This window comes from Streptomyces sp. NPDC008150 (assembly GCF_042956945.1).
Taxonomy (GTDB): domain Bacteria; phylum Actinomycetota; class Actinomycetes; order Streptomycetales; family Streptomycetaceae; genus Streptomyces.
The window spans coordinates 94513-115366 of the sequence record NZ_JBIBHJ010000002.1 but is presented as its reverse complement, the minus strand read 5'-3'; the positions used below and the strand labels follow the sequence as shown (position 1 = coordinate 115366).

Genomic DNA, 20854 nt, shown 5'->3' with positions numbered 1-20854 from the left:
ATTGACCGCGGCTACGACATCACGGATGTACTGACCGGTCGGCGCACGTGGCGGTGGCTTCGGGTGCTAGTTCAGCATCTGCCTGCCGAGTCCCACACCATGACTGCTCTCCGCAACGCGCTTTCCGATGAGGAACTGGCGGAGCAGGCGGAGGCGGGGGAGCCGGAGAAGGCTCGCTGGTCGCAGGTGGAGCAACTCCTGGCGCTGGTAGCGGATCGTGTGGCCCGCCTTGAGTACGTGCTGATCAGCGTCAACGCGGAGAAGAAGTCGCAGCGACCACGTCCACCAGAGCCAATTCGGCGGCCTGGCGCGAAGGCGCCCAGGCCGCAGCAGCAGATCAACGACGAGCAGGCCGAGACGTTGTTCCGCCTGATCAATGGAGGCGCCGCGTAGCGCACTGAGGGGAGGCCCTCAGTGCCAGCGATCTCTGTCGGCTCGGTCGAGGTCGACATCATTCCGAACGCCCAGGGCATCCTTGGGCGGCTGCAGCGGGCTTTGATTCCGCCCGCGACGCAGGTCGGCGACGAGGTCGGCAAGATCATCGGTCAGCGGATTGCCGCACAGATCGGTCCGGCAGTCCGCGATGGCATCAACGACGGCGCCCGCGCCGCGAAGCCGGCCGCAACCCGGCAGGGTGCCGACACGGGTGGTGCGTTCGCCCGCTCCCTGCGGGCGAAGTTGACCGAGGCGTTCCGCAGCATGCCCAAGCTCGACGTCAAACTGGGCGACACCGGCGTGGACGCCGAACTGGCCCGCCTGCGTGCCCGCCTGGAGACCCTCTCGGGGAAGCAGATCGGCGTCGACGTCGATGTCGCCGCGGCGGACGCCGAGATCGCGGACATTGAGGAGAAGCTCCGCCGCCTCGGCGCCGCGCACCCGAACGTTGCGGTGCGCGCAGACACGGCGGCGGCACGGGCAGCCCTCGCTGAGATCCGCGAAGAGATCGATCGAATCTCGGCGAACCCCGGGCGGGTTCGTATCGAGACGGACGGCGGCCTCGGGGCTCGTCTGCGGGCCGCGGTTGAACGCGCGGAGGCGTCCCTCCCGAACATCAACATCGGGGCGGACACCACCGAGGCGCAGGTCCAGATCGCGCAATTGAGGGGCAGCCTCACCTCCCTGCGGGATGCCCGTGTCGGTATCGACATTGACGCCGGCACGGCTCTGGCGCGCATCACGGAGATCCAGGCGAAGCTCGCCCGACTGTCGGCTGCGGACGCGGACGTGGCTGTCCGAGTCGACGCCGGCGCCGCGTCGGCCCAGTTGGCCGCTTTCCAGGCACAGGTCAACTCCCTCGACGGTCAGCACATCGACGTGGACTCGTCCGGTGCAACGTCCAGCATGAACGCCCTGGTGGCTGCGGCGATCACCGTGGGGCCGGCGATCCTGCCGGTACTCCCGGCGATCGCCGCCGGGCTGGGTGCGGTGGCTGCAGCGGGCACGGCTGCTGCAGCCGGTGTCGGCTCGGTGGCCTTGGTCGCGGTCCCTGCTATCAAGCAGATCGGGACGGTGCTGCAGGCGCAGACGGCAGCCCAGAACGCGGCAACGCAGTCAACGAACTCCGGTGCGGCGGCAGGTGCTTCGGCTGCCCGGCAGGCGTTGCAGCAGGCGTCGGCGGCGCAGTCCCTGGCGACTGCCCGACGGAACGCTGCACAGCAGGTCGCGGAGGCGGAGCGCGCTGTGGGCGACGCGGTGAAGTCCGCGGCGAAAGCCAACGCGCAGGCAGCCTCGCAGGTCAAGAGCGCACGCCAGTCTCTGGCGGATGCCTACACGCAGGCCGCGGACCGCATGGAGGCGGCGAACGAGGACGTCGCATCGGCTGAGAAGGATCTCGCCAGCGCCCAGAAGTCCGCGAAGCAGGCCCAGTTGGACCTGACCGCGGCACGTAAGCAGGCCGGGCAGGAGCTGGAAGACCTCAACAACCAGCTCACCGACTCGGCGCTGTCGCAGCGGGACGCCGAGATCCAGCTCAAGGAGGCGACTGCCCAGCGCAACGCTGTCCTGTCGAACGCGGCCTCGACGGCCCTCGACAAGCAGAAGGCGCTACTCCAGTACGACCAGGCCGTTCAGCGTCTCAAGGAGCAGCAGACCGAGACGAAGCGCCTCAAGGACGAGACCGCCGCGGCGAACAAGGCCGGCGTCGAGGGCTCGCAGACGGTCAAGTCCGCCCAGGAGCAGCTGGCTTCGGCCCAGCAGGACGTCGTCGACAAGACGGCCGCGTTGAAGGACGCCCAGGCCGACGTCACGAAGACGCAGATCGACAACTCCCGGCAGATCGCAGACGCCCAGGAGAAGCTCTCCGAGGCGCAGAAGAACGTCGCCGAGACGCAGGCTGCGGGCGCTGAGGCGGTTGCTCGCGCGCAGGAGCGTGTGGTGCAGGCGCAGCAGTCGGGCGCCGATTCGATCGCCTCGGCTCAGCGTCAGATTGCCTCCGCGTCGCTGTCGGCGGCCGGGGGCGTCGATCAGGCTGCCACCGCACAGGCCAAGTACCAGGCCGAGCTGGCGAAGCTGACGCCGGCGGCCCGGCAGACGATGGGCGCCTACCTCGACCTGAAGGACGCGTTCAGCGGCTGGTCGAAGGCCCTACAGCCGCAGGTGATGCCGCTGTTCACTCGGGCCCTGGTGTCACTGCGGAACACGCTGCCGACGCTCACCCCGTTCGTGAAGGGTGCGGTCACCGCGATCAGCGAGTTGCAGGACCGGGCGTCGAAGCAGGTCAGGAACCCGTTCTGGCAGGGGTTCAAGAAGGACATTGCCAGTTCGGTCACCCCCGCGATCGTCGGTCTTGGTGTCGCGTTCGGGAACCTGATCAAGGGGATGGCGGGCATCGTCGACGCCTTCCTGCCGCACATGGACGGCATCTCCGACCGCATGCAGAACATCACCAAGCGGTTCGCGAACTGGGGTGCCGGCTTGAAGGGCAGCCCGGAATTCGAAGCGTTCCTGGACTACGTGAAGCAGACCGGTCCGGAGGTTGGCGAGTTCCTCGGCAAGGCTGTGTCGGCAATGCTCGCTTTCTCGAAGGCGATCGCGCCGACATCGGGCGTGATTTTCGCGGTAGTGGGTCCGCTGCTGGACGGCATCAAGTGGCTGTCCGACAACATGCCGGGTCTCATCCAGACCCTGTGGGGCATGTACGCGGTGTCCAAGGCTGTCGGTATTGCCACGAAGGCATGGGCGGTCGCCGAGGGCCTTTACTCGACGGCAATGACGATTGCCACCCTGGAGACGTGGTCGTTTGCCGCTGCCCTGGCGGCAACGGGGTGGACGGAAATCGTCGCCCTCATCACGGCAATCGTTGTTGTCATCGCCGCCCTGGTTGCCGGGGTCATCTACGCCTACAACCACTGGGGCTGGTTCAGGACGGCCGTTGACGCGACGTGGTCGGCCATCAAGGCGGTGACTCTCGCGGCGTGGAACGGTGTTCTGAAGCCTGTGTTCGCCGGGATCTGGACGGCTCTCAAGGGCGTTGGTGCGGCGGCGTTGTGGCTGTGGACGAATGCCGTCGGCCCGGCCTTCGGGTTCATCGTTGCCGCTTTCAGGGTCTGGTGGACGGCCGTCAAGGTGTACCTGACGGTTGCCGGTGTCCTCTTCTACGCCTTGGGTGCTGCAGCGTTGTGGCTGTGGGATCACGCGATCAGCCCGATGATCGGGTGGGTTATCGCCGGGTTCAAGCTGTGGTGGACTGCCATCAGGGTTCAGTTCAACCTCTTCACGGCTGGGTTGAAAGCGATTGGTGACGCCGCGAAGGGCTTGTGGACGAAGTACATCCACCCGGCGATCAGTTGGATCGCCGACGGGTTCAAAGCCCTCTACGCGGTCACGCTAAAGCCATTGTTCGGGCACATATCTGACGGCCTGAGGGTTGTCGGAGACTGGTTCAAAAAGCTGTGGAAGAGCTACGTCTCCCCGGCAATGTCCGGCATCAAGTCGGCGATGTCGACGGCCTACGACCACAGCATCAAGCCGCTGATCACGAACTTCAAGACGATTATCGGCAGCCTCGGGAAGTCGTTCGCTGACGCGGTCGCCGCCATCAAGCGCCAATGGGACAAGATAAAGGCAATCTCCAAGGCGCCCATCGCGTTCGTCGTCAACACCGTCTACAACAAGGGCCTTGTCGGCGTCTGGAACAAGATTGCCAGCGCATTTGGTGCACCGAAGCTGACGAAGTACTCGTTCGCTGAGGGCGGCGTCATGCCCGGGTACACGCCGGGCAAGGATGTGCACCAGTTCGTGTCCCCGACCGGGGGAGCACTGGAGCTGTCGGGCGGCGAGTCGTTCTTCCGGCCGGAGTTCACACGCGGTGTCGGTAGCGGCTTCGTCAGCACGATGAACTCGATCGCGAAGTCCAAGGGGGCGCAGGGCGTCAAGGCGGCCCTGGCGCCCGTCCTCGGCGGCAGCGCCCCGATGCCCACGGACCGCTCGCTGAGGTACGCCAATGGCGGTGTCTATCCGGTGCAGCGGTTCGCGGACGGCGGCATCTTCGGATGGATCAAGTCCGCCGGGTCGGCACTGAAGGGCGCCGGCTCGGCCGCCTGGACCAAGGTCAAGGAAGGGGCGTCGTGGCTGAAGGACAGCCTCGCCGCCTCCGCCAAGGCCGGTGTCAACGCAGTGGTCAAACCGCTGATGTCGCGATTCCCGGGCATGGACACCAAGCTCGGCCAGATGATCAGCAAGGTCCCTGACAAGATCATCGACACGTTGTTCAGCTACAGCAAGAAGGCCGACGACAAGGGAGCCGGCGGACTCGGCGGACCCCGCATCGCAGCAGGCCTCAAGTGGGCGAAGACCCAGGCCGGCAAGCCATACCAGTGGGCGGGCAACGGCAACCCCAGCTGGGACTGCAGCGGATTTATGTCCGCCATTGAGTCCGTCATCCGAGGTCAGAAGCCCCACCGTCGCTGGGCGACCGGCGCCTTCTCGGGGAAGACGGCGCCCCCGGGCTGGGTCTACCACGGCGACTCCGCATTCAAGATCGGCATCACCAACGCCGGTGTCGGGCACACCGCTGGCACGATCGCCAAGACGAACGTCGAGTCCCGCGGCGGCGACGGTCTCGTCGTCGGCCCACGTGCCCGCGGCTACAACAACCCGCTGTTCACGTCCTGGTACGGGTTCCAGCCCGGCAAGTACGACGACGGCGGTTGGCTCCAGCCCGGCCAACTCGGCATCAACCAGCTGTCGAAGCCCGAGGCCGTGCTCACCCCGTCGCAGTGGGATGCCCTGACTACCAGGGGCGGCGGCGACCCAACACCGGTCGTTGTCGAGGTCCACACCCGCGACCAGGCGCTCGCCGGCTTCATCGACGTCCGCGTCCAGGACAGCCAGCAACACCTGGTGCAGGTACTCACCGCCAGCTGAGGAGGTCATCTTGGCGATCCCGGGAAACCTCCTCAGCTCGGCCACCGAGTCCATGGACCCGAACGTCGCAGGCTGGACCGCGAAGACAAACTGCACGCTGACGAGGGGAGGCGGCGGCCGGAACGGGGACGGCTGCCTCAACGTCAAAGCCACGGCGGCGGGGGAGACACAGACCCGCACGGTCTCGTCCTACCCGGTCACCGCCGGCACCCTCTATCTGACCTTCGCAGACTCTTCATCGACGTCTGCCCCGGAACGCATCGGGATCCGCTGGCTCAACGCGGCAGGTACCGAGCTGTCCATCACCTGGTCGCTCACCACACTCTCAGCCCTGTCGAGCTGGCACCGTGTCAGCGTCGCCGGGACCGCACCCGCCGGGGCGACGCAGGCGCAGGTCATCCTCTCCTCGACAGAAGCGGCGGCAGCAAGCCACTTCTGGGAAAACGTCTACCTCGGCCTCCCGATCCGCACAGCGGGCAACCTTCTTCCGTACACGACGGAGAGCACGGAGGTCGACACCAGCGGCTGGACGGCAGGCGTCAACACAACGCTGTCCCGCACAGTTCCCGCACTGACCTGGACTGTCGACTGGTACCTCGGTGGCGGCCACATGCTCACCGCCACCGCTGCCGCGGCAGGCGCCCTGTCGGCGGTCACCGTCGAGCAGCCGACCGTCACACCAGGAACCGAGTACCTCGCGTTCGCCTACCTGCAGCCGCCCACCCTGTCAGCGACGACGTGGATTGAGCTGCGGTACTACGACGCCAACGGCAACCAGATCGCGTCGGCACGCGGGACGCTCGCGCAGCCGGCGACGGCCGTCTACCGGCAGCGCGTATCGGCTGTCGCCCCTGTGGGTGCGGCACGGTGCGCGGTTGCGGTCGGCGTCGACAACGCTGCGGCCGGGCAGGTGCTACGGGTCGAGACGGTCGTCGTCCTCGTCGCACCGAAACTCCAAACCGGGTCGGTCGTCACCTACACCGACAGCACGTTCGAGCAGGGAGTCGGCTCTTGGGTCGTCACCTCCGGTGTGGCGACCCTTGCCCGCACCACACCGTGGGGGGCCGCCGCCTACGACGGCTCCTACGCCCTCGCCGTCACCTCGCCGACCGCAACCGCATCCACACTGCGATCCGGGATCTATGCCACCCCCGGAGCGGTGGGGCAGAACTGGCGAGCACAGATCATCACCCGCTCGACGGCGGGAACATGGGCGACCGTCGCGGTGCGGATCCGCTGGTACAACGCGGCCGGAACGGACCTCGGCGCCAGCACGGCCACCCCCTACGCCCTCCCGGGCAGCGGCTGGTACGCACTCTCCACGGACGTGACCGCGCCCGCCGGGACAGCACAGGCAGCTGTCGAGATCGTGGCAACGGCCAGCGCCACCAGCAGCGTCCTCCAGGTCGATGCGGTGGCCCTGTGGCAGGTATTGCCGCGCACCCAGGTCGACGCCGAATCCGCAGGCGGCTACATCACCCTGACCCTGCGCGAGCTGCCACTCGACGATGCGCTGACGGTATACCGCGAAGCGCAGGACGGCAGCCGCAGCCTCGTCCGTGGCGAAGACGGACTGATCAGCGGGCAGACCACCGACACCGACACCATCACCATCGAGGATCACGAGGCGCCCCTCAACACCCCGGTTCGCTACTACGTAGAGATGCTCGCCCCGGGCGATACGGTGCCGGCCACCCGGTACAGCGCATACGTGACGGTCATCCTCGCGGACGTCAACTTGGCCTGGATCAAGGATCCCGGCAATCCGCAACGAAACATGCAGGTCATGGTGGCAAAAGCCCCTGACTGGACGCGACCGGTCGAGCAAACCGTCTACGTGGTCCGGGGGCGGCGTAACAAGGTCGTTCTCAGCGGCGTCCGGCAGGGACTGGAAGGCGACCTCACGCTGTGGACCCGCACCGACCAGGAGCGGGCCTCGCTGCACCTGCTGCTCGACTCGGGCAACACCCTGCTCTGGCAGGCAGCACCCGGCATGGGCGTCGACGACCTGTACGTCAACGTCGCCGACATCACCGAGGCCCGAACCGGAGGACCCGCCCAAGACCTGTGGCGGGTCTGGACGCTGCCGCTCGTGCAGGCGGACATGCCTGCCACTGTCGGCGTGAACGGCGCGGCCGGCCGAACCTGGCAGGACGTCATAACCGAGTTCGCGACCTGGGCAGACGTCATGGCCACCTACGCCACGAACGAGGATCTGCTGCTCGACCGGCGGAGGTGACCTTGTACCCCGTTTCCGACCGGTTCCTGGCACGCCTCGCCGAATCCCACCAGGTAGCAACGCAGGTGCAGTTGTTCCTGACGGACGGCCGCGTCGTCGATCTTGCGCACACTGGTGGGAATGTCACGGTAGACCGGGCGCAGGCGATCCGCCGTACCTGCAGCATTACCGGTGCGGACCCGACGCTCATCCCGCGCACTCCCGCAGACCAGCTCGCTACCTATGGGGCCCGCATGCGAGTGGCCCGCGGCGTCACCTACGGCGACGGCACCCAGGAACTCGTGCCGTGCGGCCTGTTCCGCCTCGACAGCGTCGACGGCGACATCTCCGAAGGCCCGGTCACCCTCGCTGGGAAGGCCCTGGAGGTGATCGTCCAGGACGACAAGCCGACGTCCGCATACACGGTGACGGGCACGGTCGTCTCCGCCATCACCGCGATCATCCAGAGGTCCATACCGGACGCTGCCGTCGTCTCGGCGATCGTCGACCAGGCGATAGGCCGCACCACCTACGACGTGGAAGCTGACCTGTGGGCCGGCTGCCAGGACATCGCCGCCGCGGCGGGCGCCGAGGTGTACACCACCGCGGACGGCACCTTCACCATTGCGACCCTCCCGGACCTGCTGACCACCGACCCCGTATGGGCCGTCGAAGCCGTCGAGGGCGGCGTCTACATCTCCGGGAACAGGGCGATGACCAGCGAATCCGTCTACAACGGGGTGCTGGCGCGTGGGGAGAACACCGCCGACAACATTCCGCCCGTCTCTTACCTGGCGACGGACAACGACGCGGGCTCGCCCACGTACTGGGGTGGCCCGTTCGGCAGACGGCCCATGTTCTACAGCAGCAGCACGCTGACGACGACGTCTGCGTGCATGCAGGCCGCGACTCTCAAGCTTGCCCAGGCGAAGGCTCCCAACGCATCCGGGGATTTCAGCGCCCTGCCGAACCCGGCGCTCGAACCAGGTGACGTCATTCGCGTCGCTCACCCGGACGGCACTCGCGAGTTGCACCAGGTCGCCAGTTTCAGCGTGCCGCTCGACGTGTCCGGCGGTGGCGAGTTCGCGATCACCACCATCGCCGCGAAGGAGGATTCGTGACCGCCCACGCCGTCCACCGCGATCTCGCCTGGGCCCTCAAGAAACAAGCCCAACGCGCTGGGGAGCAGGCGCCGTCCGTGCGAGGTGCGGACTGGCGCCTCGCCACCGTCACCACGGTCGGCACCGACGGCACGGTCACCGCAGACGGCATCATCGTCCGACGGCTGGAGACGTATCCGTTTCCGCTTGTCGGGGACGTCATCGTCATCTCTCAGTCGTCTGCCGGGAACTGGGTCACCCTGGGCCGACTGGCCGGCGGCAACGCGATTACGGACTTCACGCCGACGGTGGGGTCCGCGCCGGGAACCGTGTGGTCTGTGCGTACCGGCTGGTACTACCGGACCGGGCAGATGGTCCACGTCTGCATCTACCTCGGGATCACCTCCGTCGGCACCGGCGGCACCAACATCGTCACCGTCGACATGCCGACGGACGTGTACCGCGGCACCCGGCAAGTCCTCCCCATGCACACCGAGTCGACCGGCCCGAACGGCTCCCACGTCGGCGACGGACAGGCCGTCTTCTTCACCTCCGGCACCGGCCCGACCTGCGACCGGCTGCGCACCAGCAGCAACGACGCGACCAACCGCGACTCGAACATGACGGCCGCCGACTTGATCGGCGGCACGATCACCATCCAGGGCTGGTACCGCGCAGCCTGAAAGGAGCCCCATGGCCCTCACGCCACCGGCCGACGGTACGGCCACCTATGCGGCGCCGGTCACCGTCAACTGGTTCGCCTACGACCTGCTTTCGACGCAGCTCACGATTCCGTCGGACCTCGCTGACGCGCTGACCGACGACGCCTTTGCCGCCCTGATCAATGTCGTCGACCAGGCCCTCGTCGCGAAGTACCCCACCCTGCGGATCACCCGCTACACGTCGTGGACGCACGGCGCGCCGAACGACTTCGACAGCACGGTCATCCAGGAAGCGACCGAGGGGGCAAGCGGCTGATGCCCACCACCGACTCCTACGGGCAGGGTGTGAGCGTCGCGGCGACGACGGACGCCCCAGACCCGACGAAATTCGCCGGTGACCTTGCTACGGGGATCATCCCCCGTGTGGTGATGAGGTTCGCCTCGGCGTCGGCCCGCGGTGCGACGCTCACCTCGCCAGAGGAAGGCATGGCGAGCTATCTCCTCGACACGAACTCGCTGGAGATCTACGACGGGTCGGCGTGGGTCACCCCGCAGCCGTCTCTGTCGAGCACCACTACTGGCCTGAGCATGGCGTCCGGCTTCGCCTTGCTGGACTTCTACGGCTACCGGCAGGGCCGCATGACGGTCCTCGACATCTACATCACCCGCTCCGGCGCCACCATCCAGGCCACCAACGCGAACATCCTCGACACCGTGGCCTGCACCGTTCCGGCCGGCTGGCGACCGACCCACGACACGATCACCGGATGTTTCGACACCGGCACCGTCCACGGGGGTTTCGTGATCGGTGTTGACGGCATCTGCACGCTCCGCACCTGCTCGGCCGACCTCGCATCCGGCGCCAACCTGCGGCTCCACATCGGTTTCCTCAAGACCACCTGACCCCTGCACCGCCCGCGCCGCGCCCCTGGTGGGCGCCTTTTTCATGCCCCGGAAAGGGGGATCGCATGGCGCTCACCGGACCACAGAAGTACCCGGGCGCGTCCACCGCCTACTGGTACGGCACCAAGTACCCGGGCTCGGCGATGGACTCCAACGTGATCGTCTGGCACAGCACCGAAGGAACGTCCCTGCCCGCCTACTCCGGCGGCAGCGAGGCCCCCAACTTCACCGCGAAGCCGGACTTCGCGGTGAAGAAGCTGGTCTGGCACCAGCACTTCGACTTCGACGTCTCTTCCCGCGCACTCGTCAACGCGGCCGGCGGGGTGCAGACGAACACCTTGAACGTCTGCCAGGTCGAGATCGTCGGCACCTGCGACCCGACCACCCACAAGAAGTGGGGGACGACGCCGCACCTGTACATGCCGGAGCTTCCCGACTGGGCGATCCGAGACCTCGCAGCCTTCGCGAAGTGGGCGCACACCAACCACGGCGTTCCGCTGACCAGCGGGGTCATCTTCAAGGCATACCCGGGCAGCTACGGCGCCTCCAACGGTGTCCGCATGACCGGCACCAAGTGGCAGTCCTACACCGGGCACTGCGGTCACCAGCACGTTCCCGAGAACCTCCACGGCGACCCCGGATTGCTACCGATCACCGCGATCCTCACAGCCGCTCAGAGCGGCACCACCAGCACTCAGACCGTGAAGGAGACCAGCGTGGCTGGCTTCGACCTCGACGACCTCAAGTTCCTCGCGACCAAGGACGGCGTCTTCACCGCGCCGACCGACGCTGCGGACTACGACCCGGACCCGGCCAAGCCCGGCCACTACTGGTCGCTCGGCACACACATCGCCGGCCTCACCGCCAAGGTTCGCGCCATGGAGAAGCGGCTCGCCGCCATGGACGCCAAGCTCGACGCCATCCTCGCCGCGAAGGAGTCCTGACCATGTCCGATCTCAACCTGCCCGACGCGAACTCGGCCGTTCACACCGCCACCGCATACGCGAGAGACCTCGCCGAGCGCACCATCGCAACCTTCGTCATCGCCGCGTGCGGCGTCGGCATCGCCGCCGGCCCCGCCGACATGTTCCACGCCTCTTTCTGGGAGACCATGGGCACCGCCGGGATCGCCGCGGCCGGCTCCCTGCTGAAGGGCTTCATAGCCCGCGCGTTCGGCAACAAGGACAGCGCCAGCATCGCCCCGGGGGTGTAGATGCCGTGCCGCCTGGCCCAAATCCTCGGCAGGCGTGGCGCTTTCCTCCTCGCCTTCGGGGGCCTGTGGGCGCTGTACGGCTTCGGGCAGCTGATGGAACCGCTGCCTGACACGCACGGAATCCGCACCCTCCTGCACCTCATGCCGCTCGACGCCTGGGCCTGGTGCTGGATTGTCTGCGGTCTTGTTGCTGTCACGGCCGCACCACAACCTCAAGGCCGCGACTGGTACGGATTCCCGGCGCTGCTGCTGGTCGTGGCGCCGTGGATGACCTCCTACCTGGTCAGCTGGTGGCCGCTTGGAGACAACCCGAGAGGGTGGGTAACGGCACTGATCTGGGTCGTCGCAGCAGTGCCGGTGATCGTGGCCGCCGGCTGGCCTGAGCCGCCGCGGGCGAAGAGAGTGAGCGGCAATGAACGCTGAGACGTGGACCGCCGTGTCGGGAGGGGTGGTGGCGCTGGCCTCGGCAGGCGTCACTGCCTGGGGCGCCAGATCAGCACGCCGCACCAAGCGGCAAGAGAACCGGGATGACTTCACCATCATCGTGAAGGAGCTCCGCACCGACCTGAAGTCCGTGAAGGACGAACTGGCGGTGCAGAAGGAGGAATCCTCCCGACAGCACGACCGGATCAGCGACCAGGATCTAGCGATCGGTTGGCTCCTCACCCGCGTCCGCGGCCTGGTCTCGTACATCCGGCAGGCGGGCTTGGAGCCCCCAGCGCCGGAGCCGATGTCGGATCGGGCCCGTCAGTACATCCATCACATCGACGTGTGAGAACTGGAGTCTGATGCCTGATCCGATCCCGGTGCAGCCGCGCCGTAGTGGTGGTGACGCTGATGCCGGCACCCTCGTCCGGCTGGGCGAACTCGACCCGCAGCCCGTCCCGTCGACGGACCCGTTCCTGGAACCGGCCTGGCCTCCTGACGAGCCGGCCGATGAGTGACGAAGCGCCCCGCCCTCCACCCGGAGGGCGGGGCGCTTCGCCGTGCACGGCGGGGAGTTGCGCATTTTGCTGGACAAGCAACATGGGTTGCTGGTTACACTCGGGCCACAACTTCATGCACCTCCCGGTGCGCAGGCCCGCGGCTACTTCTTCTGGTGAAAGCGCCGCACGCCGACTTTGATCTCGGGAGGCACAGCATCGGGGGTGCCCGGTGCGCAGGCGACGGATACTTCTCCTGCTAAGAGAGAGACGCGGGTTCGAATCCCGTCCAACGCCCCGAGCGTTGGTAGCTCAGCGGCCTAGAGCGCTTTGTCTCCGTCACCGACTCGATCTCGGGCACCCCACTGCTGACCTCCCCTCCACGCGAGGGGCTTCTTCGTTCATGGCGCGCTTCAACACCCGCGGAACCCGTCCCGCCGTCCACTCGCCCGTGACCACCACCGGGGAGCGAACCGTCACCCACGAGGGCGGAGCCGGCTACCTCCGCGACACCAAGTCCGAGCTCTTCCTCCTCGCCGTCTCCAACTTCGTTGGCCAGGACGCCTTCTACGAGAACGGCGGCGACCGCGATGACCGGTACACGCAGCTCGTGCGCACCCTCGCCGTCACCGACCCGGACTGGTGCAGCGACTTCCTCCGCTGGCTCCGCGGCGAAGGCAACATGCGCACCGCGGCTCTTGTCGGAGCCGCCGAGTTCGCCAAGGCCCGCCTCGACGCGGGCGTACCCGGGTACTCCAGGCAGGCCATCGACACGGTCCTCCAGCGCGCGGACGAGCCGGGGGAGATGCTCGGCTACTGGACCAGCAAGTACGGGCGGAAACTGCCGAAGCCGGTGAAGCGCGGCATCGCCGACGCCGCCCAACGGCTGTACACGGAGCGGGCGCTCCTCAAGTACGACACCGACTCCAAGGGTTACCGGTTCGGCGACGTCCTCAACCTCGTCCACGCCGCACCCGGCGACGACAAGCCATGGCAGGGCTACCTCTTCCAGCACGCCCTCGACCGCCGCCACGGCAACGACGACGAAATCCCCGAGCCTCTGGCCATGCTCCGCAAGCACGCCAACCTGATGCGCATGCCAGTCGAGCATCGGCGACTCTTCGTCGAGGGCAACACGGAGCGGATCGCGCAGGCGGGCATGACGTGGGAGGCCCTCGCCGGCTGGCTCCAGGGCCCGATGGACAAGGCTGCCTGGGAGGCGATCATCCCCTCCATGGGCTACATGGCGCTGCTGCGGAACCTCCGCAACTTCGACGAGGCTGGCGTCTCCGACGAGGTCGCCGCACAGGTCGCAGCCAAGCTCGCCGACCCCGAGCAGGTCGCCCGCTCCCGGCAACTGCCGATGCGGTTCTACTCCGCGTTCAACGCTGCACCCTCGCTGCGCTGGGGCCACGCCCTGGAGAAGGCGCTCACCGCATCCCTCTCCAACATCCCGAAGCTCAACGGTCTGACCCTCATCCTCGTCGACACGTCGTCCTCGATGGAGGACGCGTTCTCCCGGGACGGCAGCCTCATGCGCTGGGACGCCGCCGCCCTGTTCGGCATCGCACTCGGACGTGCCTGTCACCAGGCGAACGTCGTGTCCTTCTCCTCGGCCCGCACGTACTGGAACCAGCCCCCCGGCGCCAAGACGAAGACGTTCCCCCTCATCCCCGGCGGTTCCGTCCTCGGCGACGTGAAGAAGTGGCGGGACGGCGGCTGGTTCCTCGGCGGCGGCACCGACACCGCGATGGCGCTCCGGCAGGAGTACCGCGGCCACGACCGGGTCGTCATCGTCACCGACGAGCAGGCCGGCCACGACCACGCCGAGGTCGACCAGTCGATCCCACGGTCGACGCCGCTGTACACGTGGAACCTCGCCGGCTACCAGGCCGGGCACGCCCCATCCGGGAACGGACAGCGCCACACGTTCGGTGGGCTCACTGACCAGGCGTTCCGCATGGTCCCGCTCCTGGAATCGGGGCGCGACGGCGCCTGGCCGTGGGTGAGGGCGGGCTCGTGATTCACCTACACCGGTGGTCGAAGTGGCAGGACGGCATCGCCACTTACAACTCTCCCCTTCTCCGCCGACTCGGCGTCTGGACAGGGTGGATACAACAGCGCCGTTGCGTGAAGTGCGGCAAGCTCAAGGTCCGGCAGGTCGACTAGCAGGTCGGGCAGTCACAGTTCGCCAGCGCTGGGCGTCCTCACTCCTCGCTCGCGACGTGGATGTTGAGGCTGATGGCGTACACGCGTTCCTCCGGCTCGTGCGCGCGGAAGGCGTCGCGGAGGAAGGCGGTCGCCTCTTCCTTGTGGTCGAAGACGCCGTGGTGGTCGTGCCCTCGGTTCTCGCCCTTGTCTTGCAGGTAGTTGAGGGCCATGTCGCCCGCGTGCTCGGCGCTGTCGGCGATGGCGTAGATGGTGCCGCTGATGCGGTCCGAGTGAAAGATCGGCACGGTCAGTCCTCCTTCGCGTGGTACTTGCGCTTGTGCTTGGCAACGCTGGCTGGAGCCCCTCGGTAGCCAGGCTGAGTGACGCACTCGCCGCACTGGATCCAGTCGGTCTTCTCCACGGCGTCCCCGGTGACGGAGTGCTGGGGCCCGTAGCCGTGCGCGTGGAGGAAGTGCGGCACGCTGGCTTCGTACTTGAGAGCGATCAGTGCGGACTCGGCGATCTTGTCGTGCCCCTGGGCGAAGAACTTCCCGAGGCCGACCTCACGCCCGCAACCGCACCAGCAGTTACCGGTCGGGATCAGGCGGGGCTTGTCGCTCACTTGGCAGCCTCCAGAAAGGCGCCAATCGCGGCCACGACGTCGGAAATGGCCCGGTTGTACGCCTCGTCCTCCGGCGTACCGGTCGCGTCCTCCAAGTACTCGCCGCGCGCGACCTCGATGGCCGCGTTGAGCACGTCACGGCGGTGCTGCGGCAAGAGGACGTCTGCCAAGTGATCGGCGACGGCCGTTCGGGTCAAGGGTGCCAAGTGGAAGCGACCCCCCTGCAATTCTTCCAACGCGTCGTAGACGCGCCTCTCCTGTGTGCCGGGCTCCGGCTCGAATCGCGTCATGGATTCAAGGTAGCAAGTCAAGACTTTAAGTCAAGAGTTGAGGTCAAGGCGTGGGCGTTGCTAGCGCATAACGTCGGCTGAAGCGCAGCACGTCCGCGGAGGGTTCGAGAATGCTCTAACCCCGGATAACCTTCCTTATCAGCGGTAAGATTTGAGGGTGACCGAGACCTCAGAGGAGCCGATCAAAGCCGAACTCGTCGAGGGGGAGCACCTGCCGGCCCCCACCGAGCGTTCGTCGGCAACAACTATCCACACTGCACGCGATCACGAACTCTCCGACGACGCCCGCCAGGCGATCGAAGACTCGATCCCCGTCAACACGCAACGCGCATACAGTCGCCAGTGGGAGACCTTCGTCGACTGGTGCACCACAGATGGTCGAGTGCCGCTGCCCGCGACGGCGAAGACGCTCGCGCAGTACGTCCGCCATCTCACCACCACACCCTCCGCGCGCACCGGGCGTACACCCGCACCCTCGAGCGTTGAGCAGGCGATCGCGGTCATTCGGGCCGCGCACAAGGCGGCCGGCCATCGCGACCAGCCCGAGACCGCTCCAGCACTCCGCGTCCTCAAGGGCTATAAGAAGCAACGCTCCGAGGCGGGCACACGGAAGCGTAAGGCGCCCGCCATCAACCTGGCGAAGCTCCGGCTGCTCATCGACGACTGCGACTCGACCACACTGGCAGGCTTGCGTGATCGAGTGATCTTCATCCTTGGCTTCACGATGATGGCCCGACGCTCTGAACTCGCCGGCCTCTACCTCGAGGACGTGCGCGAGGACGAGGAGGGCGACTTGACGATCGTCATCCGCTCGAGCAAGACCGATCAGGAGGGCGACGGGGTCGACGTCATCGTTCCTCGAGGGGTCCACAACGAGACCGACCCCGTGCGCGTCGTCCGCGCCTACAGGACCGCCCTCGCCGAGCGAGGCGTCACAAGCGGTCGCCTATTGCGCGCCATCAATCAATGGGACCAGATCACTCGAGAGTCGATGTCCGGGGACGCGATCAACGAGATGGTGCAGCGGCGCGCAGCGCGCGTCCTCCCTGACGACGAGCTCATCTACACAGCTCACGGCTTTCGGGCGGGCGGCGCCGGCGAAGCGTACAAGAACAAGGCGCCACTGTCCGCAATCAGGACCCAGGGGCGATGGGCCGACGGCTCGCCCCAAGTCCTCGAGTACATCCGCGTAGTGGACGCCCGCGAAGAGAACCCGATGAGGGGAATCGGTCTGTGAGCGACAACTACGCTCAAGCCGCCACTGAGGTCCGGAGGCGGCAAGCCCTCGAGCGGAAGTGGCTCGGCATAGCGCTCGAGGGGCGACCGTCCTTCGCTCAGACGGAACGACTCGAGCGTGAGGGCATTCCCGCGTGCCATCGCTGGGAAGTGCCCAGAGGGCCAGCCCCAGATCATCTGACCTGTACGTCCGCTCTTCGCAAGTGGCAGGCTGGCTCGTGTGCCGTATGCAGCGCGTCTCGAGGACGGCTCCTCGTAGACCACTGCCATGTGACCGGGCTCGTCCGCGGACTGTTGTGCTCGAGCTGCAACACAGCGGAAGGCGTAGGCATCGCTCGAGTCTTCAGTGCCTACCGGAGCCGACCGCCAGCCGTGATGCTCGGACTCGAGGAGCAATACGGTTCGGTCTGGGACGGGTTCGCTCTGGCGGCGGGCAATCAGGGCGAGCGCAACGCCGCCCACGTCGACGCAGCCGAAGCCCTCTTCGGCGGCATCACCGGGAGGTTCCTATCCGCACCCGAGGAGGGGCAGTGACCTACGAGTTCCCGTTCGACGCGCAGACCCTCCCCTACTCGCCACCGAAGCCCTACGACGACGGTATCTTCCGGAAGTACCGCGAGAGGCCACCGGCGCAGATCCTCGGCATCCAGTTGTGCTACTACAGCCCGTGGAGCGGATGGGCGCAGCCACGAGGCGATGCTCCGCGCCAGCTCGACAACCATCCCGCCTACCAGTTGGCCGCCAGGCTGGGGGAGCGACTGCGGGTTGAGTAGCCCAACTCAGGGCACGATGAGAACTTCCGTCTCTGCGTGACCGTCCCAGGTCACGTAGAGCTGGGACGGCGCGACAACCTCGTAGTCCCCGGCGATCACGAAGGTGTGCGCCTCGCCGGGCTTGAGCGTCAGACCGTCAGGCCACCTCTGCACCGCACTGTTCGGCTCAGCGTTGATGATGCCGGACGCTGTCGCAGTCCCGTAGTTGCGCAGCCGGTATGCCTCTTGGCTGAGCGGTTCAAGACGCAGCTCGGCTCTCGGTCGGGCAGCCTCAAGGGCGGCATCCCGGCGCTCCTGAGCTTCCTGGCGCTGATCGGCCAGGGTCTGCTCGGCCGCTGTAGCGGAACGATCAGCCGCGTCGGCGCTCCGCTGACCGTCCTTCCGGGCGCGACGACTGATCTCTACGGCAATCAGTGCCACGACAAGGGCGGCCCACCCTGGTGCATCTCCCCAGTTCATGAGCGAACCTTAGGGGTGCTCCCGGACGTCACGTGCGCGGATTCGGGAGTTCGCCGGGGCTGACGGACACCAACTCGACGTCGGTCGCGCCGGCCTTCTCCAGTTCCTGCTTGCGTTCTTCGCCGCTGGGCTTGTCGTAGCTGACGGCGGATGCCCGGGGTGCGCCGTCGGGGTCGGTCCAGGTGAGGCCGTAGCTGATCATCGTGGTTGCCATGGAGTCATCTTCGCTGGTGGCACTGGCAACGGCCTGCCCGACGGTATGAGGAGTGGGTGCGCCCGGGTGACGCTCGGACGCTTCTGTCCGGCAGGCGGGTGCGGTGCCGGTATCAACGACCCATGATCAAGCTTGCTTTGCGCGCCGTCACGGCCGCCGCCTTCCTCGTGCTCCCTCTCGCTGGCCCGGCCGCCGCCCAGTCGCCAGCACGCTTGGCCCCCCTGTCGATGGGCGATGCCGTCAACCTCCTTCCGGCGGCTGCCGAGTCCCGAGACGGCTACCAGCGCACCAGCTTCAAGCACTGGGTCGACGCCGACCGCGACGGCTGCTCCACCAGGGCGGAGGTACTGATCGCCGAGTCCCGCACCGCACCCACCGTCGAGCCGGGCTGCAAGGTGACAGCGGGGGAGTGGTACTCCTACTACGACGGGCAGACCGTCACCGCACCGGCCGGCCTCGACATCGACCACATGGTTCCCCTCGCTGAAGCGTGGGACTCCGGCGCCTCCGCCTGGACCGCGGCCCGCCGTGAGGCCTACGCCAACGATCTCGACGCGGACCGCAGCCTCGTCGCCGTGACAGCCCGCACCAACCGCAGCAAAGCTGACAAGGACCCGTCGGAGTGGCTGCCGCCTCTGGCCGACGCCCGTTGCACCTACGCCGCGGACTGGGTCGCCACCAAACTGCGGTGGAACCTCACCGTTGATGATCAGGAGCGCGTGGCCCTTGCCGGGCTGGCCGGCGAGTGCGGTGAGCAGCAGGTGGAGTTCGAGCCCGCCCCGTGACCGGTGCGGGCTCGCGGCCCCTCTAGCTGAATCCGCCGCTGAAGTCCGAGTTGAGCTGGGCGGAGCAGATGTTGTACCCGCCGGACGCCTGCCCGCTCTTCGTCTTCCCGTCGATGGTGACAGAGCAGTGGACGGTCCCGCCGCCCTGGAGCTGGGCGGTGACCTGGTAGTACATGGCGTCGTCCTTGACGGACAGAGTCTTCTCCATGGGGAGGCCGGAGCCTTGGAGGTTGGTGCCGTCGCTGCCGTAGGTGATGTCGACGCCGGCCGGGGCTGAGCCCCACACCTTGAACACGGCTTTGCCGGCGGGTGCTTCGGCTTCTTCGGCAGCCTTGGTGGCTTTGGGCTTGACGGTCTTCGTCTTGGTGACGGTGACGGTCGGCGCGGGTTCCGCGGCGGCCTGGTCGGTCTTCGCCTTGGGGGTGGCGGTGACGGTGATGGTGGCGGCTGGCTTGGCGCTCGTGTTCTTGCCGTCGTCGCTGCTGTTGCCGGAGGTGCCGATACCGATGCCGACGAAGAAGAGCAGGGCCCCGATGGGGAGGACGATCCGCTTGCGCGCCCACTTCGGGTGGCCTCCGGTGGGGGCGGGCGGGGGTACGGGCGGCCCGAAGGGCTGTGGCGGTTGCGGCTGGTACTGGCTCATGTGTCCCCCTGTGTTGTACGTGGACCGTGAACCTATCGGCGGGGCGGCCCGGTTGGACCTCCTGGTGCGTGGAAGGTGACCAAGTTGTGACGGAACTATGAAGGTGTCAACAAGGGGCGGACGTCGTGGTGTTGCCGGGGCTGCCACCAGGGAGGATCGGCCGGTGACCCCAGACCGCTACCACCTCACCCTGATCGTTGACGGCCGCGAGGTACAGCACGGCTGGTGGGGGAGCGAGGCCACGGCCCGCGGCAAGTTCGCCCGCTGGGTCGGCCGGCACAGCGACCAGAAGGGCGCCCGCATCCTGCTCGTCGACACGGCCACGGGCGACGAGATTGCGGTGTGGCCCGACGATGCGGGTGACCGGGTGTCAGACTGAGAATGCCCCTCGTTGTCTCCCCCGTCGACGAGGGGCATCCTCGTGCCGCCGGACTGTCAGCGGTACCTCGTATCCTGGGCGGATCCGATTGCAGGACAACTAGCTGAGTCGGGTGCGCTGTTGCTGAGGCCCCGTCCGAGAGTGGAACCCCGGACGGGGCCGCAACGTTGGAGGGCGACGGTGGATGATCTGGTGGCGTGGCTCAGCGCGCAGATCGACGAGGACGAGCGGATCGCGCGGGCGGCGACGCCTGGTCCGTGGGTGTGGAGTCGGGAGTTTGTGACGCCACCCGGCTACCACCACCGGACTGTCGGCCCGCTGGAGCCGGGTGACTCCGCGCACATCGCTGCGCATGATCCGGCGCGGGTGCTGCGGGAGATCGCCGCCAAGCGGGCCGTGCTCGCGAGATACGTCAAGTCCGTCGACTCGGTACGCGAGCTGGACGCCCTCCGTGATCACCTTAAAGCGAAGGGCATGGATCTCTTCATGACGGATACCGAGCTGGGGAGCGTCATTCAGCAGCGTGACGCGTTACTCGGGGTGCTGCGCCTGCTAGCTCTGCCCTACGCGGACCGTCCCGGCTACCGCGACGAGTGGCGCCCGTAGCCACCCCGCCCGCTGCGCCCCCCTGCCTGTCGGGTCGGGGGCGCCGTCACGTCCGCCCGTAAGATCATCCGTCGTGGACATCCCTGATGAGCTGATCGACCTGGAATACACCGCCGAGACCGAGCGGGCAAAGTTGGCCGGCCTGGATGGTGAGGCGTACCAGGCACAGTGGGTGGCCTGGCGAGACGCGGCGACAGCCGCACTCGGGACGATCTCGAAGCACGCAGCCTCGGCGGGCGAAGACCGCTACAAGCTGGAGATGGCCGTCAAGAGGGCGGTCCGACACCAAGAGCAGGACCCGGCCGAGTAGCCG

Annotated in this window: 26 protein-coding genes, 1 tRNA gene and 1 pseudogene; 22 read left to right on the top strand and 6 right to left on the bottom strand. The window is 67.4% G+C overall.

Going from position 1 to position 20854, the window contains the following annotated elements; genetic code table 11:
* Window positions 1-99 precede the first annotated feature (99 nt).
* From ACFZA0_RS06265 to ACFZA0_RS06200, 14 genes are all read left to right on the top strand, one after another.
* Entirely contained in the window at window positions 100-393 is a 294-nt protein-coding gene (locus ACFZA0_RS06265; RefSeq protein ID WP_391012204.1) for a hypothetical protein, read from the top strand.
* A gap of 21 nt (window positions 394-414) precedes the next feature.
* A complete protein-coding gene (locus tag ACFZA0_RS06260) occupies window positions 415-5364 on the top strand; it encodes a hypothetical protein (protein WP_391012201.1) in 4950 nt (1649 codons plus the stop codon).
* Between the two features lie 10 nt (window positions 5365-5374).
* A complete protein-coding gene (locus ACFZA0_RS06255; protein WP_391012198.1) occupies window positions 5375-7603 on the top strand; it encodes a hypothetical protein in 2229 nt (742 codons plus the stop codon).
* 2 nt (window positions 7604-7605) lie between these two features.
* On the top strand, window positions 7606-8703 hold the full coding sequence (locus tag ACFZA0_RS06250) for a DUF5047 domain-containing protein (protein ID WP_391012196.1): 1098 nt from the start codon (window positions 7606-7608) through the stop codon (window positions 8701-8703).
* A complete protein-coding gene (locus ACFZA0_RS06245) occupies window positions 8700-9365 on the top strand; it encodes a hypothetical protein (RefSeq protein WP_391012194.1) in 666 nt (221 codons plus the stop codon). Before ACFZA0_RS06250 ends, ACFZA0_RS06245 begins: the two co-directional genes overlap by 4 nt.
* A gap of 10 nt (window positions 9366-9375) precedes the next feature.
* Window positions 9376-9660: a hypothetical protein gene (locus tag ACFZA0_RS06240; protein WP_391012190.1), complete on the top strand. Its 285-nt coding sequence runs from the start codon at window positions 9376-9378 to the stop codon at window positions 9658-9660.
* Window positions 9661-9830: 170 nt separating this feature from the next.
* On the top strand, window positions 9831-10247 hold the full coding sequence (locus tag ACFZA0_RS06235; RefSeq protein WP_391012187.1) for a hypothetical protein: 417 nt from the start codon (window positions 9831-9833) through the stop codon (window positions 10245-10247).
* A gap of 65 nt (window positions 10248-10312) precedes the next feature.
* Window positions 10313-11191: a hypothetical protein gene (locus ACFZA0_RS06230; RefSeq protein ID WP_391012185.1), complete on the top strand. Its 879-nt coding sequence runs from the start codon at window positions 10313-10315 to the stop codon at window positions 11189-11191.
* Window positions 11192-11193: 2 nt separating this feature from the next.
* Entirely contained in the window at window positions 11194-11460 is a 267-nt protein-coding gene (locus ACFZA0_RS06225; RefSeq protein WP_391012183.1) for a hypothetical protein, read from the top strand.
* Window positions 11461-11883 carry a hypothetical protein gene (locus ACFZA0_RS06220; RefSeq protein ID WP_391012180.1) on the top strand — a complete coding sequence of 141 codons (423 nt, stop codon included), beginning with the start codon at window positions 11461-11463 and terminating at the stop codon, window positions 11881-11883.
* Complete coding sequence (locus ACFZA0_RS06215; RefSeq protein WP_391012177.1) at window positions 11873-12235, top strand: hypothetical protein; 363 nt, start codon at window positions 11873-11875, stop codon at window positions 12233-12235. The genes ACFZA0_RS06220 and ACFZA0_RS06215 overlap by 11 nt, the downstream gene beginning before the upstream one ends.
* A 13-nt stretch (window positions 12236-12248) precedes the next feature.
* On the top strand, window positions 12249-12404 hold the full coding sequence (locus ACFZA0_RS06210) for a hypothetical protein (RefSeq protein ID WP_391012175.1): 156 nt from the start codon (window positions 12249-12251) through the stop codon (window positions 12402-12404).
* A gap of 200 nt (window positions 12405-12604) precedes the next feature.
* Window positions 12605-12683: transfer RNA gene (locus ACFZA0_RS06205), tRNA-Ser, on the top strand.
* A 103-nt stretch (window positions 12684-12786) separates the two neighbouring features.
* On the top strand, window positions 12787-14406 hold the full coding sequence (locus tag ACFZA0_RS06200; RefSeq protein ID WP_391012172.1) for a TROVE domain-containing protein: 1620 nt from the start codon (window positions 12787-12789) through the stop codon (window positions 14404-14406).
* Between the two features lie 184 nt (window positions 14407-14590).
* Here ACFZA0_RS06200 and ACFZA0_RS06195 read toward each other — a convergent pair whose 3' ends face one another.
* From ACFZA0_RS06195 to ACFZA0_RS06185, 3 genes are read right to left on the bottom strand one after another with little or no spacing between them, the layout of a single operon-like run.
* On the bottom strand, window positions 14591-14839 hold the full coding sequence (locus ACFZA0_RS06195; protein WP_391012169.1) for a hypothetical protein: 249 nt from the start codon (window positions 14837-14839) through the stop codon (window positions 14591-14593).
* A gap of 2 nt (window positions 14840-14841) precedes the next feature.
* Window positions 14842-15156 (bottom strand): hypothetical protein, encoded by a 315-nt coding sequence (locus ACFZA0_RS06190; RefSeq protein WP_391012166.1) that lies wholly within the window; start codon window positions 15154-15156, stop codon window positions 14842-14844.
* The gene (locus ACFZA0_RS06185) at window positions 15153-15446 is read right to left on the bottom strand and encodes a hypothetical protein (protein WP_391012163.1); all 294 of its coding nucleotides are present in this window, start codon (window positions 15444-15446) and stop codon (window positions 15153-15155) included. Before ACFZA0_RS06185 ends, ACFZA0_RS06190 begins: the two co-directional genes overlap by 4 nt.
* Window positions 15447-15603: 157 nt before the next feature.
* On the opposite strand from ACFZA0_RS06185, the gene ACFZA0_RS06180 reads away from it, so the two are divergent.
* From ACFZA0_RS06180 to ACFZA0_RS06165, 4 genes and pseudogenes are all read left to right on the top strand, one after another.
* A complete protein-coding gene (locus ACFZA0_RS06180; RefSeq protein WP_391012161.1) occupies window positions 15604-16683 on the top strand; it encodes a hypothetical protein in 1080 nt (359 codons plus the stop codon).
* A pseudogene (locus ACFZA0_RS06175) lies at window positions 16596-16994 on the top strand (endonuclease domain-containing protein); the annotation flags it as partial. The gene ACFZA0_RS06180 and the pseudogene ACFZA0_RS06175, both read left to right, overlap by 88 nt.
* Window positions 16995-17054: 60 nt before the next feature.
* Window positions 17055-17216 (top strand): hypothetical protein, encoded by a 162-nt coding sequence (locus ACFZA0_RS06170; protein ID WP_391013573.1) that lies wholly within the window; start codon window positions 17055-17057, stop codon window positions 17214-17216.
* Entirely contained in the window at window positions 17213-17455 is a 243-nt protein-coding gene (locus tag ACFZA0_RS06165; RefSeq protein ID WP_391012158.1) for a hypothetical protein, read from the top strand. The genes ACFZA0_RS06170 and ACFZA0_RS06165 overlap by 4 nt, the downstream gene beginning before the upstream one ends.
* A gap of 6 nt (window positions 17456-17461) precedes the next feature.
* Here the strand turns inward: ACFZA0_RS06165 and ACFZA0_RS06160 are convergent, their stop codons facing one another.
* Both ACFZA0_RS06160 and ACFZA0_RS06155 read right to left on the bottom strand, forming a co-directional pair.
* Window positions 17462-17914 (bottom strand): hypothetical protein, encoded by a 453-nt coding sequence (locus tag ACFZA0_RS06160; protein WP_391012155.1) that lies wholly within the window; start codon window positions 17912-17914, stop codon window positions 17462-17464.
* 28 nt (window positions 17915-17942) lie between these two features.
* Window positions 17943-18128, bottom strand: a complete 186-nt coding sequence (locus ACFZA0_RS06155; protein WP_391012152.1) for a hypothetical protein — start codon at window positions 18126-18128, stop codon at window positions 17943-17945.
* 122 nt (window positions 18129-18250) lie between these two features.
* Here ACFZA0_RS06155 and ACFZA0_RS06150 point away from each other — a divergent pair, with 122 nt between their 5' ends.
* Complete coding sequence (locus ACFZA0_RS06150) at window positions 18251-18913, top strand: DUF1524 domain-containing protein (RefSeq protein WP_391012150.1); 663 nt, start codon at window positions 18251-18253, stop codon at window positions 18911-18913.
* A 22-nt stretch (window positions 18914-18935) separates the two neighbouring features.
* On the opposite strand, the gene ACFZA0_RS06145 is transcribed toward ACFZA0_RS06150, so the two are convergent.
* A complete protein-coding gene (locus ACFZA0_RS06145) occupies window positions 18936-19556 on the bottom strand; it encodes a hypothetical protein (protein ID WP_391012146.1) in 621 nt (206 codons plus the stop codon).
* A 163-nt stretch (window positions 19557-19719) separates the two neighbouring features.
* On the opposite strand from ACFZA0_RS06145, the gene ACFZA0_RS06140 reads away from it, so the two are divergent.
* The 3 genes from ACFZA0_RS06140 to ACFZA0_RS06130 all read left to right on the top strand — a co-directional run bounded on the left by ACFZA0_RS06140 (window position 19720) and on the right by ACFZA0_RS06130 (window position 20851).
* Window positions 19720-19935 (top strand): hypothetical protein, encoded by a 216-nt coding sequence (locus ACFZA0_RS06140; protein WP_391012143.1) that lies wholly within the window; start codon window positions 19720-19722, stop codon window positions 19933-19935.
* A gap of 180 nt (window positions 19936-20115) precedes the next feature.
* A complete protein-coding gene (locus ACFZA0_RS06135; RefSeq protein WP_391012140.1) occupies window positions 20116-20541 on the top strand; it encodes a DUF6221 family protein in 426 nt (141 codons plus the stop codon).
* Between the two features lie 73 nt (window positions 20542-20614).
* Window positions 20615-20851, top strand: a complete 237-nt coding sequence (locus ACFZA0_RS06130) for a hypothetical protein (protein ID WP_391012137.1) — start codon at window positions 20615-20617, stop codon at window positions 20849-20851.
* The last annotated feature ends 3 nt before the right edge of the window (window positions 20852-20854 follow it).